At 66.6% G+C, this 13991-nt stretch carries 15 protein-coding genes; 8 read left to right on the forward strand and 7 right to left on the reverse strand.

The window, feature by feature from the left end; genetic code table 11:
* Positions 1-69: 69 nt before the first annotated feature.
* Positions 70-780, forward strand: a complete 711-nt coding sequence (gntA, locus tag M6G65_RS21640) for a guanitoxin biosynthesis heme-dependent pre-guanitoxin N-hydroxylase GntA (protein ID WP_250102865.1) — start codon at positions 70-72, stop codon at positions 778-780.
* Positions 781-1108: 328 nt separating this feature from the next.
* On the forward strand, positions 1109-1501 hold the full coding sequence (locus M6G65_RS21645) for a hypothetical protein (RefSeq protein ID WP_238199187.1): 393 nt from the start codon (positions 1109-1111) through the stop codon (positions 1499-1501).
* Positions 1502-1706: 205 nt separating this feature from the next.
* Here M6G65_RS21645 and M6G65_RS21650 read toward each other — a convergent pair whose 3' ends face one another.
* The 6 genes from M6G65_RS21650 to M6G65_RS21675 all read right to left on the reverse strand — a co-directional run bounded on the left by M6G65_RS21650 (position 1707) and on the right by M6G65_RS21675 (position 8016).
* Entirely contained in the window at positions 1707-1997 is a 291-nt protein-coding gene (locus M6G65_RS21650; protein WP_238199185.1) for a GCG_CRPN prefix-to-repeats domain-containing protein, read from the reverse strand.
* Positions 1998-2177: 180 nt separating this feature from the next.
* On the reverse strand, positions 2178-2429 hold the full coding sequence (locus M6G65_RS21655; RefSeq protein WP_238199184.1) for a DUF6894 family protein: 252 nt from the start codon (positions 2427-2429) through the stop codon (positions 2178-2180).
* A gap of 129 nt (positions 2430-2558) precedes the next feature.
* On the reverse strand, positions 2559-3302 hold the full coding sequence (locus tag M6G65_RS21660; RefSeq protein WP_238199183.1) for a Crp/Fnr family transcriptional regulator: 744 nt from the start codon (positions 3300-3302) through the stop codon (positions 2559-2561).
* A gap of 169 nt (positions 3303-3471) precedes the next feature.
* Positions 3472-4677 carry a DUF2252 family protein gene (locus M6G65_RS21665; RefSeq protein ID WP_250102866.1) on the reverse strand — a complete coding sequence of 402 codons (1206 nt, stop codon included), beginning with the start codon at positions 4675-4677 and terminating at the stop codon, positions 3472-3474.
* Positions 4678-5373: 696 nt separating this feature from the next.
* Positions 5374-6564 (reverse strand): ABC transporter substrate-binding protein, encoded by a 1191-nt coding sequence (locus M6G65_RS21670; protein WP_238199206.1) that lies wholly within the window; start codon positions 6562-6564, stop codon positions 5374-5376.
* Between the two features lie 252 nt (positions 6565-6816).
* Positions 6817-8016 (reverse strand): SPFH domain-containing protein, encoded by a 1200-nt coding sequence (locus M6G65_RS21675; RefSeq protein WP_250102867.1) that lies wholly within the window; start codon positions 8014-8016, stop codon positions 6817-6819.
* Positions 8017-8132: 116 nt separating this feature from the next.
* On the opposite strand from M6G65_RS21675, the gene M6G65_RS21680 reads away from it, so the two are divergent.
* From M6G65_RS21680 to M6G65_RS21705, 6 genes are all read left to right on the forward strand, one after another.
* A complete protein-coding gene (locus M6G65_RS21680) occupies positions 8133-9635 on the forward strand; it encodes a helix-turn-helix transcriptional regulator (RefSeq protein WP_250102868.1) in 1503 nt (500 codons plus the stop codon).
* 468 nt (positions 9636-10103) lie between these two features.
* Complete coding sequence (locus M6G65_RS21685; protein WP_238199179.1) at positions 10104-10610, forward strand: YsnF/AvaK domain-containing protein; 507 nt, start codon at positions 10104-10106, stop codon at positions 10608-10610.
* Positions 10607-11524, forward strand: a complete 918-nt coding sequence (locus M6G65_RS21690; protein ID WP_238199178.1) for a YsnF/AvaK domain-containing protein — start codon at positions 10607-10609, stop codon at positions 11522-11524. The genes M6G65_RS21685 and M6G65_RS21690 overlap by 4 nt, the downstream gene beginning before the upstream one ends.
* 120 nt (positions 11525-11644) lie before the next feature.
* Positions 11645-12031: a hypothetical protein gene (locus tag M6G65_RS21695; RefSeq protein ID WP_238199176.1), complete on the forward strand. Its 387-nt coding sequence runs from the start codon at positions 11645-11647 to the stop codon at positions 12029-12031.
* Between the two features lie 53 nt (positions 12032-12084).
* Complete coding sequence (locus M6G65_RS21700) at positions 12085-12795, forward strand: hypothetical protein (RefSeq protein ID WP_238199174.1); 711 nt, start codon at positions 12085-12087, stop codon at positions 12793-12795.
* Between the two features lie 412 nt (positions 12796-13207).
* On the forward strand, positions 13208-13462 hold the full coding sequence (locus M6G65_RS21705; protein ID WP_379009791.1) for a YidB family protein: 255 nt from the start codon (positions 13208-13210) through the stop codon (positions 13460-13462).
* Positions 13463-13701: 239 nt separating this feature from the next.
* On the opposite strand, the gene M6G65_RS21710 is transcribed toward M6G65_RS21705, so the two are convergent.
* Positions 13702-13968 (reverse strand): hypothetical protein, encoded by a 267-nt coding sequence (locus M6G65_RS21710; RefSeq protein WP_238199172.1) that lies wholly within the window; start codon positions 13966-13968, stop codon positions 13702-13704.
* Positions 13969-13991: the final 23 nt, after the last annotated feature.

Here is a 13991-nt window from a genome sequence, read left to right on the forward strand (position 1 = left end):
GCCGTTGCCCGTTGGCGCGGCATTAGAGGAATGCCGAGCGCAGTCCTGCGCCCGGCGTGGTGAGTTCCTATGCAGTTGCCCAGAGACGACCGCGATCATCCCCAGGCCGAGGCGTTCCGGGCCTTCATCCGCGACGCGGGCTTCCCGTGCGTCGGCGCCAAGTCGGCGCTGACCAAGGGGCAGATGCGGGTCCTGGTCGCCCGGGACATCACCTCGGGTTGGGACGACATGCGCATCTACCCAGCGCTAATGGCCTTCGCTGCGCGGTACCGCCGGCAGCCGGACCTGTTCCAGAGCTTCGCCGTCGTGTTCGAGGGCCCGGGCGACCTCGGCGAGGAGGGCTTCGAGCGGCACCTCTGGGCTCGGGTGCAATCGCTCGCCGACAAGGACGCCTGGCTCGGCCATCCCTGGGACGGGCGCGTGGCACAGGACCCCGGCAGCCCGCACTTCTCCCTGAGCTTTGCCGGCGAGGCGTTTTTCGTCGTCGGGCTGCACCCTTGCGCCAGCCGGCCTGCGCGCCGGTTCTCCTCGCCTGCGCTGGTGTTCAACCTGCACGCACAGTTCGAGCAACTGCGTGAGGCCGGTCGCTACGAGAAGCTGCGCGCGTCCATCCTGCAGCGGGATGAGGCGCTCGCCGGCTCCACCAACCCGATGCTCGCCCGGCACGGCGAGGTGTCGGAGGCGCGCCAGTACAGCGGGCGCGCAGTGGACGAGGATTGGCGCTGCCCGTTCCGCCCACGCCTAGTAGAGGGCGACGCCTCGGATGCTCAGCCATCTTGACCACGGGCGAGGCAGTCACGGCGAGTGGCCGTAGGCATCGTAAGCTGTGGAGATGCATCAGCCCGTTGCATGCCCCTCGCGATTCAAAAGAGCTTGGCAGTTTTTGATCACAAGATGCCCGTATGAATGCGGGGTTCGCGTAGCGATGAGCTGCAGCTATGGTTTTTCGCCCAATTACGCGGCACTGAAGACTTGAATTCCACCCTTACGGCCGCCACCTAAAAGATATTCCAATATGTTGGCGAAGCCGTGGCTTGTCGGGCCTCCCCGATGTGGGCTGCCGTACGAACGTGACGGCGGCCCTTTGTTTTGCGCTGGAAGGGTTTGCATGCTGAAGGTCTACGCCGGTCTCGTGCTCGCGTCCGGCATCTCGCTGGTAGCACAGTCGCCCGCACGGTCGGCGGAAGCGGGCGCGTACAACGGGACCTGGACGGTCGAGTTCGTGACCGAGAGCGGGCTGTGCGACGGCAGCCGCACCTACTCGGTTGCCGTGCAGGAGGGGCAGGTTCGCCTCGTCACGTCCGACACGGCAACACGTCTTTCCGGGCGCGTCGGAGCCGACGGCACGGTGGGGCTCAGCGTCTCGCAAGGCTCAGCCAGCGGCTCGGTTCTCGGTCGCCTCCGGGAGCGGGCCGGCTCCGGCAGCTGGAAGGTCTCCGCGCTGTGCTCCGGGAGCTGGGTCGCCCATCGTCGGTCCAGTGCGACGGCTCAAGCCTACTGACGGGCGTCCGCCCGTTCGGGTCGGGCCCCACCAGGCATGCGTGAGCCTTCGGTTCCGAGCCGATGCCGCATTGTCGCGCGGAAGTGGGTGCGTCAGGTCCAGCGTGCCCACAGACTGGCAATGCCTGGGGGAGCAGCGGGGAGCAGCGCAGATCATCCTCTGCGTGAAATCGGCGGGGCTTTGGCCCCGCCGAGAGGAGGCGAGATCAGTAGTAGAAGCGCCGCGGACCGTAGTAAGGGCCAGGGCCGTAGAACCGACGCGGGCCGTAGAAGCGCCGCGGGCCATAGTAGCCGTACCGACGGAAAATCGGGCGGCAGTAGCCGAAACGGCCAGGCGCGAAACCGGGACCGCAGCCGTAGGCGACGTCGGTGATGTGGGCGGAGCCGGCCACGGTGTCGGCAGCGACTGGCGCCAGGGGTGCGGCGGAGGCGGCTGAGGCGAGGCACAGACCGCCAGCGACGGTGGAGGCCGCCGCGAGCATCTTCAGGTGCGTCATGATCAGAACCTGTAGGCAAGGTCGCGCCGGAGACTTCCCGCGCGAGACGCGCCCAGATTGTGCACGTGGCCTGAACGGCTCGTGACCTTGGCCATAACCGCTCGGAAACAAACGGCGCCCGACCGGTTCGAGGGATGGCCATCGGCCGGCATACGGCTCCGCCGGGAAGGACCACTCCGCCTAGGACTGAGCTTGCGGGCCGTGCCACTCGCCGGCGAGGTCGAGCTTGGCGGAGTAGACGAGTGCCCCACCCTCGTCGCGCACCCGGACCGCGAGGGTGTGCCGGTCACCGTCCGGGAGCCTGTCGCGCGCCATCTCGGGCAGGGCGCCTATCGCCGCGTCGCGGGCCGCGCCCACGCTGGGGAAGTCCATGCCCTCGTCGTCTTGGTGGCGCTCGTCACCGTCGTCGGTGTCGAAGAAGTAGCGCGGCATCGCTCGTCCAAGTCTACGGGCGAGGCATCGGGCTCCTTGGCCGACCCCGCGTGGAAGTTCGTTCAGCAGTCCGTGCAGAGCGCTATAAGACCGCTTCTGCAGGCAATAACCTGGTTGAGGAACCCCGGTTCAGGCCGCCAGACGGGCGTCCAACTGCAGGTACGTCGGGTTGAACTCGGCGGCCTCCACCAGCCGCGCCCAGTCTGGGATGACCAGCATCCTGCTCCTGAGCTCGATGAGCTTGTCGCGCCGCATGTCGCGCAAGGTGCGATTGATGTGGACGCTGGTGAGGCCCGTCGCGTCCGCCAGGTCCATCTGCGTCATCGGCATCGGGCAGCGGTGGTCCTGGGCAAGTCCGACCGCGGCCTGCTTCAGGTACAGCTCGCAGAAGAGGTGCGCGAGCCGCTGGTAGGCCGGTCGGCGCCCGACGTTGGCCACCCACTCGCGGAAGATGGCGGCGTCGACCAGGGTGTCGCGCCAGAACGGGGCATGGAGGTGCGGGTGGCGCTCCAGGAGCTCGCGCAGCGCCTCGTGCGGGATGGAGGTGGCCGTGACGTCGGTGACCGCGCCGAGGTTGTGGTCCATCACCGGCATGTGGAGGCTGGGCAAGTCGGCCATGTCGCCGGCGACATGGAAGGCGGAGATCTGCCGCTTGCCGCCACCCAGCAGCTTGTAGCGCTGCACCCAGCCCTGGAGGATCAGCCAGCACTGGGTGGGCCGGTCGCCCTCGCTGACGAGGTCTTGGCCAGCCCTGAACAGCCGCGGGAAGGCCGGCAGGCGCAGGATCGCCTCCTCGTCCCGGGCGGAGAGGTGGGTCAGGCTCCGCAGCTTTCGCACGAGTGGGAGCAACTGCTGGTCGGTGGCGGTGGACATCGGTTCCGGCGCGGCGGGGTGGAAGCGGTGCCGTAGAGGCTGCATCCAACATGGCTCAGATTACGCGACGGTCAATCTGGTTCCACTGTGCGAAAACAGACGTTCCCGGCGACGTCCTAGGTCAGACGAAGCTTAGGAATCCCGCGCGGAGCGGTCTATCCTGCCGGCGTCATGCGGCTTCCTTGTCCGCGTACCGGAGGCAGTGCTGCAGGTAGCCGACCTCGTGTCGGCCGGCGAGCTCGACCACGCTCGACCACAGCCATGACGGGGCGCCCTTGGCACGGCTGCTGCCCTTCGTGACCTCGGCGCGCCAGCCCGAGCGGGTCGCCTCGTCCATCTGCCGACCGTGCGCCCTGCCGACCACGTAGGCGAGGTAGTGCGCCGCCCGCACCGCCTCGGCGCGGCTGAACTGGTCGACGTCGAGCTTGAGGTCCTGCGGCGCCAGCTCGCGCATCACCACGGGCTTGCGGAGGAGGTGCAGCGGCAGCATGCGCTCGCCCAGGTTCGGCGACAGTGCCCGCGCGCCGGCAACCACGCGCTCCGCCGGATCCTCCGGCATCTCGGCCCCGGGTGCTGGCGGCGCCGCGGCCTCGACGGCTTGCTTCAGGTCGGCGAGCGCCAGGCTCCGCTTACCTTCAGGCTCCTCGATCCGCACGAGGGCGGCGTAGCGCAGGAAGCCGAGGGAGGAGCAGCCCTTCATCCAGTAGGCCGCGTCGATCAGGCGGACGTCGGCGTCCTCGCCACGTCCCTCGCACGCACGCACGAGGTCGCGCACCTCCTCCCGCCGGAAGAGCTCGTCCAGGGCGGCGCGTTCATCGGCATCGAGAGCCCAGAACTTGCGCCCGAGCGGGATGGCGGGCTCGACGTCCTTCAGGCGCTCGCGAGCGAGATGTTTCCAGTGCCGGCCCAGTGCTCGGTGGCGCACCGTGCGTACCACGTCCGGCTCCGGCGGAGGCTCCTCGGCGGACGGCCCGGCGAGCCCCTGGGCGTAGCCTCGGATCATCTCCTCCAGCATGCGCGCGGTGACCACCCCTGGCAGGTCCGAGCCGCGTGCGGCGCTGGCGAGGGACAGTCCTAGCCGCACGAGGTCGTGCGTCGGGTTGCCGACCACCGTCTGGTCGAGGTCACGGATCTGGATGTCGACGCGGCCGTCGGCGTCCGCGAGCGGGCCCAGGTTGCCGAGGTGGCAGTCGCCGCAGATCCAGATTGCAGGACCCTCGGGCAGCGTGCCACGCGCGAGGCCGTCCAGCCATTCGTAGAACTGCAGGGTGTTGCCGCGGACGTAGGCGTGGGCGGACTTCGCCATCTTGAGGGTGCGTTGGCGTTCGAGGGCCTGCGCACGCTTCTCGGGGCCGAAATCCCTAACCTGAGCCATTCCGCTTCCCACGTATGCTCGGCCGCTCGTGTTGCTGCCGAACTCACCAACCCACCAGAACGGGTAAGCAACACGCGTCGTTTCGTCTCCGCTGTGGATTACCTTGACGGCGAAGTCGTACCGCTCACGCTCGCCTACCCCGCGGAGGACGCCGTCTGCGAGGTGACCGCGAGCCTTGTTCGAAGCCGGATGGCACCGAATGTCAGCCTTCGACCGAGTGCCGACAGCTTCCGGTCAGTCCGCTGTTCCTGATGTCATGGCCGCCGCATTCAGGGCCGCTTCGCCTTCCAAGCGGACTTCGCCTCCCAAGCGGACATTTGAATCCGCGGGGTGGAAGGTCCGCAACGAGGCACACTGAGACGAGGGCCTGGGCCGCAACAAAGGTCTGCTTCTTCGTTTTGAACGCTGGAAGCGGACGGACCGGTTTCGGCCAGACTACGCCACGCTGGATCGCCATTGCGCGTAAGACCGGACATTCGGCTTTGCGCCCATTGTCGCCGTTCAGTCGAACTCGGCAGCATTCCGGAAGCGGACGCTGAGGCAGCGAAACTTCCGGTCGCTGAGTCCTTCGGCGCTGGTGGGCCCCGTTGTTCCACAATCGAGGCCAGGCGCTCGATATAGCCGGCCACCCGCCCCGAACGCGGTTTAGTCCGAACCCGCCACGCGTCCGGTGCCCAGGTCGCCTCCCGCACGGCCTCATCGCTTCACCAAAGGGCAGCGTGAGGCCGAGAGTGGCTGAAAGGCCTGATCACCCGGTATCGTGGCGATACGCTCGTACAGGTCCCACTCGCCCTTGGACGCGGCTGGCGCCTTCACTTGAAACAGGTACATGTCGTGGACCATGCGGCCATCCTCCCGGATGTGGCCGCCATGCGCGTAGAAGTCGTTCACCGGCGTTTCGCGCATGGCCTTCATCACGGCTTCGGTCGCGTCCGTTCCGCTCGCCTGGACCGCCTTCAGGTAGTGCGTGACTGCCGAGTAGACGCCTGCCTGGGACATGTTCGGCATTCGGCCGGTGCGCTCGTGGAAGCGCTTGGCAAACGCCCGCGTGCCTTCGTCAAGATCCCAGTAGAAGCCGGAGGTGAGCAGCATCCCCTGTGTTGCCGGAAGACCGAGACTGTGCACGTCATTGATGTAGGCGAGCAGTGCAGCAAGCCGCTGGCCGCCAGCAGTGAGACCGAATTCGGCTGCCTGCTTGATCGCGTTGGTTGTATCCCGACCGGCATTGGCGAGGCCGATAACCTTCGCCCCTGAGGCTTGCGCCTGCAGCAAGTACGAGGAAAAGTCGGCTGTGTTGAGCGGTGCCCGCACCTCACCGAGCACTCGACCTCCGTTGGCGTGGATTACCGTCGTCGCGTCTCGAGCGAGCTCCTGCCCGAATGTGTAGTCGGCCGCGATGAAGAACCATGAGCTTCCACCGGCCTTCACCGTGGCGAGGCCTGTGGCGCCAGCAAGCGCGTAAGTGTCATAGGCGTAGTGTATCGTGACCGGCGTGCAGGCCTCGTTGGTCAGCCGCACGGCTCCGGGTCCGTTAAATACCGCGATCCGGTTCTTGGTTTTGGCGATCTCGGCCACCGCGAGAGCTGGGGCGGACGCGGCCACGTCGAGGATCGCGTCGACGTGCCCGGTGTCGAACCATTCTCGAGCAGTAGCGGCAGCGATGTCAGCCTTGTTCTGGTGGTCGGCCACGACGAGTTCGATCGGTGCGCCGAGCACGGTTTTGCCGAAATCTTCCACCGCCATCGCCGCGGCTGCCGCGCTGCCAGGGCCGGTCACGTCGGCGTAGACGCCGGACATGTCGAGGATCAGCCCGATCCGGACGCCGCCATCTGAGAATGTGGTCGGCGCTTGCGCCAAGGCGCACCCCGACCAAGCTGCGGCCAGCATGGCCGCCAAGAGCGTCTTCCTCACCGATACCGCCCTTGATTGAGGCTTTTCGGATTGGCCCGGCGGAGCGAGCCGAAGCTAAGCTAACTCAGGGTACCGCACGCTGTCATGCCCCGGTATGACGGGCTCTACTAAATGAAAGCGCCTGAGCCTCGATCGATGCGCATGATCAGCGCGAGCACCACGATCTCCGCCTTTTACATCGAAGAGGAGAGAAATGGTTGGACGCCTCAACTGCCGCCGCGCGGGCCGCTACTCAGCGCTTCCCGTGGACAGACCGGCGATCCTTCCAGCAGCATGCAGAAGCTCGACAGGCAGCATGGCTATGATCGTACTGTTATGCTCGACTCCGATCTCCGTCAGGGTCTGAAGCCGCCGCAGTTCCAAAGCACCTGGCGCGGTCGCGATCATCGCCGCGGCCTCGGCAAGTTTCTGAGCTGCTTCGTTCTCGCCCTCAGCCTTGATAATTCGCGCCCGCTTCTCGCGAATTGCCTCAGCCTCCCGCGCGATGGCGCGCTGCATCTGCTCCGGGATATCGACATCCTTAATCTCGACCGCGTCGATCTCAATTCCCCAGCGCTCAGCTGCAGTCGAGAGCAGTTCGAGCAGGCGTTTGTTGATGGCGACCCGATCCTTCAGCATCTGATCGAGGTCACTTTGGCCGATGGCGTCGCGCATGCCGGTCTCGGCCGCCTGGATGATGGCTGAGCGCCACGACTCGACCGCTGTGACCACGCGAGCAGGGTCGACGGCCCGATACCAGAGTACCGCGTTCACTTTGACGGCGACGCCGTCGCGGGTGATCGTCTCCTGGGTCTCGAGCTGGACGGTGATGGTTCGGGTGTCGACCTTGACGACGCGGTCGGCGAACGGGATCAGCCAGTACCAACCCGGCCCCTTGGTCGTTCCAAGCCGACCGAGGCGAAAGAGCACCGCTCGCTCGTACTCCTGATTGATGCCGAGCGTTTTGAGGGCAAGCCCCATGACAACAGCCGCAATGGCAGCGACGATCGCGTAATCCATTCCATGCCCCCAGAGCCGGTGCGGCGGCAGCGACAGCAGCATTGGCCCGCGCTGAACCCTCGGTACAGGTGCGGCAAGCAGACGTTTACAGACCGTTAACCATTCCCGCGCTGCATTGTCAGTCTTCCCGAAGGGCTTGTCATGCGCCACATCCATATCGAACCAGGCCTGCGCATGCGCTTCGCTGGCCGCGACCAGTCCTTCGATGAAGGGGTCGAGATCGGATTGCTGGCCGCGAACATGGCAGCGCACGTCGGTGAGTTCACGGCGACGCTGGCCAGTACGACGCTCGAACAAGCCCGCGCCCTGGCTGAAGGACTGCGCTATCGCGTTCACGTCGTCGAAGACGACGGCACCTGGGTGCAGGTGATGTTCCTTACCGGCCGCCGACGGCCCAAGTTGCGATTGGTCGAGACGGGCGGTCGCCACAGCTCCGCGGCGTCATAGCGAACCGTCTTCACCGAAGCGCCCAAGCGTTTCTGCGCCGCCATTACCTGCCGCACCAGGCACTCCGTCGAGCGTTGGCCCTCCGGACGGAGGTGCGCATGGCCGACGCGACGGTGGATCAAGCTCAGCTGCGCCAGATCGTGGCCGGCATGAGCGAGGGCGTCATCCTGATCTGCCCGGATCAGACGATCACGTACGCCAACGCCGCCGCTCTAGCGATGCATGGCGTCGCCGCTCTCGGCGACCTCGGCGAGACGGTGAGCGAGTACCGTCGCAACTTCGTGGTTCACTACCGCAATCATCACGAGATCGGACCCGTGCAGCACCCGCTCGACCGGGTCCTGGCGGGCGAGCGGTTCCACGATGCCGTCGTGGAAGTCCGCCAAGCGCGCAATCCAGAGCACGTCTGGATGCACCGCATCCGCAACATCGTCACAACGGACGAGAAAGGACGGCCCAGCGCCCTCGCTTTGATCCTGCAGGACGTGAGCGACCGCTACGAGGCCGAGGCGCGCTTCGAGGCCATGTTCCGCGCCAACCCCGCGCCGGCTATCGTCTGCCGTCTGGCTGACCTTCGCTACGTCAAGGTCAATCGAGGCTTTCTCGACCTGACCGGCTACGAGCGCGACGACGTCCTCGGCCGCTCCTTCAGCCAGATCGATCTGCTCACGGGAGCTGAGCACAGAGCTCAGGCGATCGAGCATCTGCACGCCGGCAAGACGATACCGCAGATGGAAGCTTGCCTGCGCGTGCCCAAGGATGCGGACAAGTACGTCATCGTGGCCGGTCACCCCATCGTCATGCCGGGCGGCACACCGTGCATGTTGTTCACCTTCGCGGATCTGGAAGACCGCCGCAAAGCCGAAGCCGAGTTGCGCGCGAGCGAGGAGCGCTTCGCCAAGGCCTTCTCACTCAACCCGATCCCGACCGTACTCCTGAGCGCGGACGAGCACGTCCCGTCCAGCGCCAACGAGGCCTTCGCGCACCTGTTCGGGACGCCGGAGAACCGCGCGGAGGCGGCGGCCCTTTGGACCGACCAGAGTGAACGTGAGCGCTTCCGGTGTGAGCTCGAACGCCACGGACAGGTTCGTGGCTTCGAGGCTAGACTGCGGACGCAGGACGGTGGGGAGTGTGCCTGCTCGCTCACGGCCGTGCGGGTGACCATAGACAGTGCACCCTACATCCTGTGCGCTGTGCAGGACATCGCCGAGCGCAAGCGCAACGAGCAGGAGCTAGCCAAGGCCATCGAGGCGGTGATGGGCGACGCTTCCTGGTTCAGCCGTGGCGTGATCGAGAAGCTAGCGGCATTGCGCAACCCTTCTGACGGGGAGACCGCATCGATCGCTGTCGAGGCGCTCACGGCCCGCGAGCGGGACATGCTCACTCGCATCTGTGCCGGGGCGAGCGATGCCACGATCGCAGCCGACCTCGGGCTGTCGCCCAACACGGTGCGCAACCACGTCACACGGCTCTACCGCAAACTCGGGGTCAACCGCCGCAGTGCCGTTGTGGTCTGGGCACGCGAGCGCGGGATCGGCGCCGAGCCGCTGATCGATCGCCCAAAGGGACGCAAGTTGGTGCGAAAACACCAAGCGGATTAGTGCAAAATACTCGCATGTAAATCGTCGGAACTTTGCGTATTTCGCGTTCTTGTTAGGATACCGACGCGCTCACTGCGAGCATCTCGTCCATGAACTCCAGTGTTCAAGCGAGGTGCTGCGTGATGAGCCGTGCCGGAAAGGGGCTCTCGCCCGAGCATGCACGGGCTCTGATCAAGCAGGCGATCGGCATCATCAACGGTGATCGACAGCTAGTGGCGGAAGCGACAGCCGAGATAGCCGTGATCCGGGCCGCCAGCTCACCCGAGGAGCAGGTGCGAGGTCGTCCTCGCTCTCGCAAGAAGCCGCCCCTCTCTCAGGGCACCTGACACGTCTCACACCGAACCGCTCAGGCAGACAGCCGACGTCGCTACTCGTCTGGATCTTCCTGGGCGACGCAACAGGCTTCACCGGCATCAAGCCGGACGGCGGATGCGGCCGTACTCTGAGCTCACGAAGGACGCGCCGGCCATGACCGCTCACGAACCGAATCAGCGAGAGCAGCGGCAGCCGACTCACCAGGACGAGGCTCCGACGCAGCTCGCGACCGGCGAGAGCCTTGCGATCCCGGTGGTCGAGGAGACTGCCCGGATCGAGAAGCAGGTCGTCGAAACCGGTCGAGTCCGGGTCAGGACCGAGACGGAGACGCACGATCAGATCCTGCGCGAGAGCCTGCGCAGCGACAGCGTCGCAGTAACCCGGGTGCCGGTGAACCGTACACTCGCCGCTGGCGAAGCTGCGCCGGTTGCCCGGGTCGAGGACGGGGTGACGATCATCCCAGTCCTGGAAGAGATCCTCGTCGTCGAGAAGCGCCTCGTCCTGAAGGAAGAGGTGCACATCCGCAAGGCTTCTGCGGATGAGGACGTCGAGGTCCCGGTGACGCTGCGCCGGCAGCGCGCCGTGGTCGAACGCCTGTCGGCCGACGGGCAAACCACCGACACGACAGCCCAAACGGGTTCAGAGGAGACCTCATCATGACGCAGACGATCACCGCGCTGTTCGACAAGCCCGCCGAGGCACAGGCCGCGCAAGCCAAACTCGTGGCCGCCGGCATCCCGCAATCGGCGATCAAGCTCGTGCAGGGCGCGCAGACAGCGCGCACGAGCGGCTCGTACGACTACCACAAGGACGAGGGCGGCTTCTGGGGTTCGCTCAAGGACTTCTTCATGCCTGAGGAGGATCGCTACGCCTACAGCGAGGGTCTGAGCCGCGGCGGCACGTTGCTCACGGTGCAGACCGATCAGGCCCAACTCGAGACCGCCTACGACATCCTGGAGCAGAACGGCTCGGTCGATCTCGACCAGCGCGAGGCCTCCTGGCGCAAGGAAGGCTGGGGCGGGTACTCGGCGACGGGCGGCACGACCACAGCCACGGGCGGCACCACTGCGGCGACCGGCTCTACTGCTGGGACGTCCGGAGCGGCGGCCTACGCGGCAGGTGAGCGCTCTGCAGCGGGAGCGATGGCTGGCGGGAAGGACTACATCCCGGTCGTCGAGGAGCGGCTCAACGTCGGCAAGCGCGTGGCCGAGAGTGGTCGGGTGCGGGTGCGCTCCTACGTCGTCGAGAAGCCGGTCGAGGAGCAGGTCACATTGCGCGACGAGACCGTCCACGTTGACCGGCGGCCGGTCGATCGCGCGCCCACTGCGGCCGACGAGGCCCTGTTCGAGAACCGGGTCATCGAGGCGACCGAGATGCGCGAGCAGGCGGTGGTCAACAAGGACGCCCGCGTGGTCGAGGAAGTCGGCATCCACAAGGACGCCGGGCAGCGTACCGAGACGGTAACCGACAAAGTCCGCCGGACCGAGGTCGAGGTCGAGGACGAGCGCGGGAATGTCAGCCGCACCGGCACCACCGGTACGACCACCGGCACCACGCCGCGCAAGCCTGTCTGAACGTCCTCGACGGAACTGCCCGGCGCTCCTCAGCGCTGGGCAGCCCAACCCGCGCGTCGACGCCAGCCAGACCGGCGGCCCCACGCCCACAGCGTGTCTCAAGAATACAGGAACACTGCCATGTCGCTCGACCGTACGTTCCTCGTCCTGCTGCCGCTGCTCGCAGCAACCCCGGCTCTCGCCCAGACCACCGTCACGGGTCAGCCGGCCACCGGCGGTGCGTCGAGTGCGACGTCCGGCGGGCAGCAGGCTGTCACGCGCCCCAACACCGACCACGCTCAAGATGGCAAGCCGGCGAGCACGGACGCGGTCACGACGGTTAAGCTGGAGAAGGGCGCCAACAGCTTCACCGAGGGTGAAGCCCGCCGGCGCTTGGAGAAGGCCGGCTTCCACGATGTCAGAGACCTGAAGAAGGACGCCGACGGTATTTGGGGTGGCAGCGCGATGATGAACGGCAAGCCAGCCAGCGTCGGTCTCGACTTCAAGGGCAATGTCGCCGTTCGGTAGCCGCACACCGCACTGGCCCGCTTTCCAGATCTTTGTTCTTCTTGGAGTTTCCCATGACCACGTGCACCCTGACTGCACTCTACGACCGCTATGAAGATGCCACGACCGCGGTGACGAAGCTGGAGGCTGCAGGTGTCCCGCACAGCGACATCAGCCTCGTGAGCAACAAGTCGGAGACCACGCCTGAAGAAGATGGCCACACAGCTGAACACGCGGCGACCGGGACGGGGGCAGGCGCGACGCTCGGGACTGTCCTGGGCGGTGGTGCGGGTCTGCTGGCCGGGCTCGGGCTGATGGCGATCCCCGGTGTCGGCCCGGTCGTCGCGGCAGGCTGGCTCGTGGCGACGCTGACCGGTGCAGGCATCGGCGCAGCCGCTGGCGGGCTTGCAGGCTCCCTGGCCGGCGCAGGCGTCAGCGAGCGCGACGCACACGCCTACTCGGAGGGGGTGAGGCGGGGCGGATCGCTCCTGACCGTGCGCACCGACGAGACTCGCTCCGGTGCCGTCGAGCGCATCCTGGAGGAGCACGGCGCCATTGATCTCGATGAGCGTGCGGAAGGTTGGCAGCGGGACGGCTGGACAGGGCCGGCCTCAGACGCGGTCGAGCCCGCTCGTGTCAGCACCGACACGTCCACGCTCATCGGGCCTGATGCCGCAGCGGGATCGGCCGTGCGCCAGAGCGATGCGGTGAGCGGCAGTGCCGTGCAGGATGGCGGTGCGCTTTCGGGTGCGCGTCGGGTCCGCGTCTACAATCACCCGCTCTGAGGAACCATTCCAGGGGGCGGCACGGCTTCCGTCGGCCGCGAACGAGCGAACATGCCGTTCGGCCAGCGCGGGGCTGGACATGCCAGAGCCGCCCCTGCGCCGCTGAGTTGGCGGACAGCAAACCGATTATTTGAGGAGCAGCAATCATGGGTCTTCTCGACGGCATCATCGGCAGCGTGGTCGGCGGCAATGCCGGCCAGCAGCAGGGTGCGGGTACAAACCCGCTCGCCGGCATCCTGATGAGCCTGCTCGCGGCCAAGGCCGGCGGCAGTGCTGGAGGGCTCGGCAACATTTTGGGCAATCTCGGCGGCGGACCAGGTGGCGCAGGCGGCTCTGGCCCGAACGGCTCCGGCCAGGGGGCAGCCTCGGAGGCCTGCTCGGCGGAGCGGCTGGAGCCGGCGGTCTCGGTGCCTTGGTGGAGCAGTTCACCCGTGCCGGGCACGGCGACACGATCAACTCTTGGATTGGCTCGGGGCAGAACCAGCCAATCGCGCCTCAGGATCTCGGCGCCGCACTCGGTCCTGAAACGGTGGGTCAGCTCTCCCAGCAGACAGGCATGGGCAGCAACGACCTCTTGTCCCAGCTCTCACATCTTCTACCGGGTGTGGTGGATCAGCTCACGCCGCACGGCCGGATGCCGACCGAGCAGGAGCATGCACAATGGTAGGTTGCCGGCCGCCCACGGCCGCTCGGCTCATCCGGCCGTGAACATCTTCGGGTCGCGGACCCGCAGGGCGCGGTGTCTCGCGATCTCGCCCATCAACCGGTTTTTGGTTTCTTGAGGAGATCGGTCGGATATGTCTCGGCCTCGGTGTCGATGGTGAATGGCTGAGGGTCCAAGATGTGCCTCTCGCTTGGATTGGCCGGGTCCGCCTGCGCGGGCATTTTCGTGCGCTCCCCTCGCGGTCAGTTCAGAGCTTCCGGTCTCCATCCGATGAACGGCGCCAAGCCCGAGGCGTCGACCATCGCGGTGAAAGCGTCATAGGCTTCTTGGTCCGTTGCGTAGGTCTCCTGCCAGACGGTGGACCCGCCGGACGACAGATCGATCACCCCTAGCCGCCACCGATCTTGCGTGCCGAAGAAGCGGTAGATCTCAACGTCGACGGATTCACCATCGCGGCTGAAGGTGCCGGACAGTGGGGAGTGCTCGTACTCGTGATCGTCGCCGTCCATAGCCGCCGCCCTTATCACCGCGC

Origin of the sequence: Methylobacterium tardum, from assembly GCF_023546765.1 — a bacterium.
Classification (GTDB): Bacteria; Pseudomonadota; Alphaproteobacteria; order Rhizobiales; family Beijerinckiaceae; genus Methylobacterium; species Methylobacterium tardum.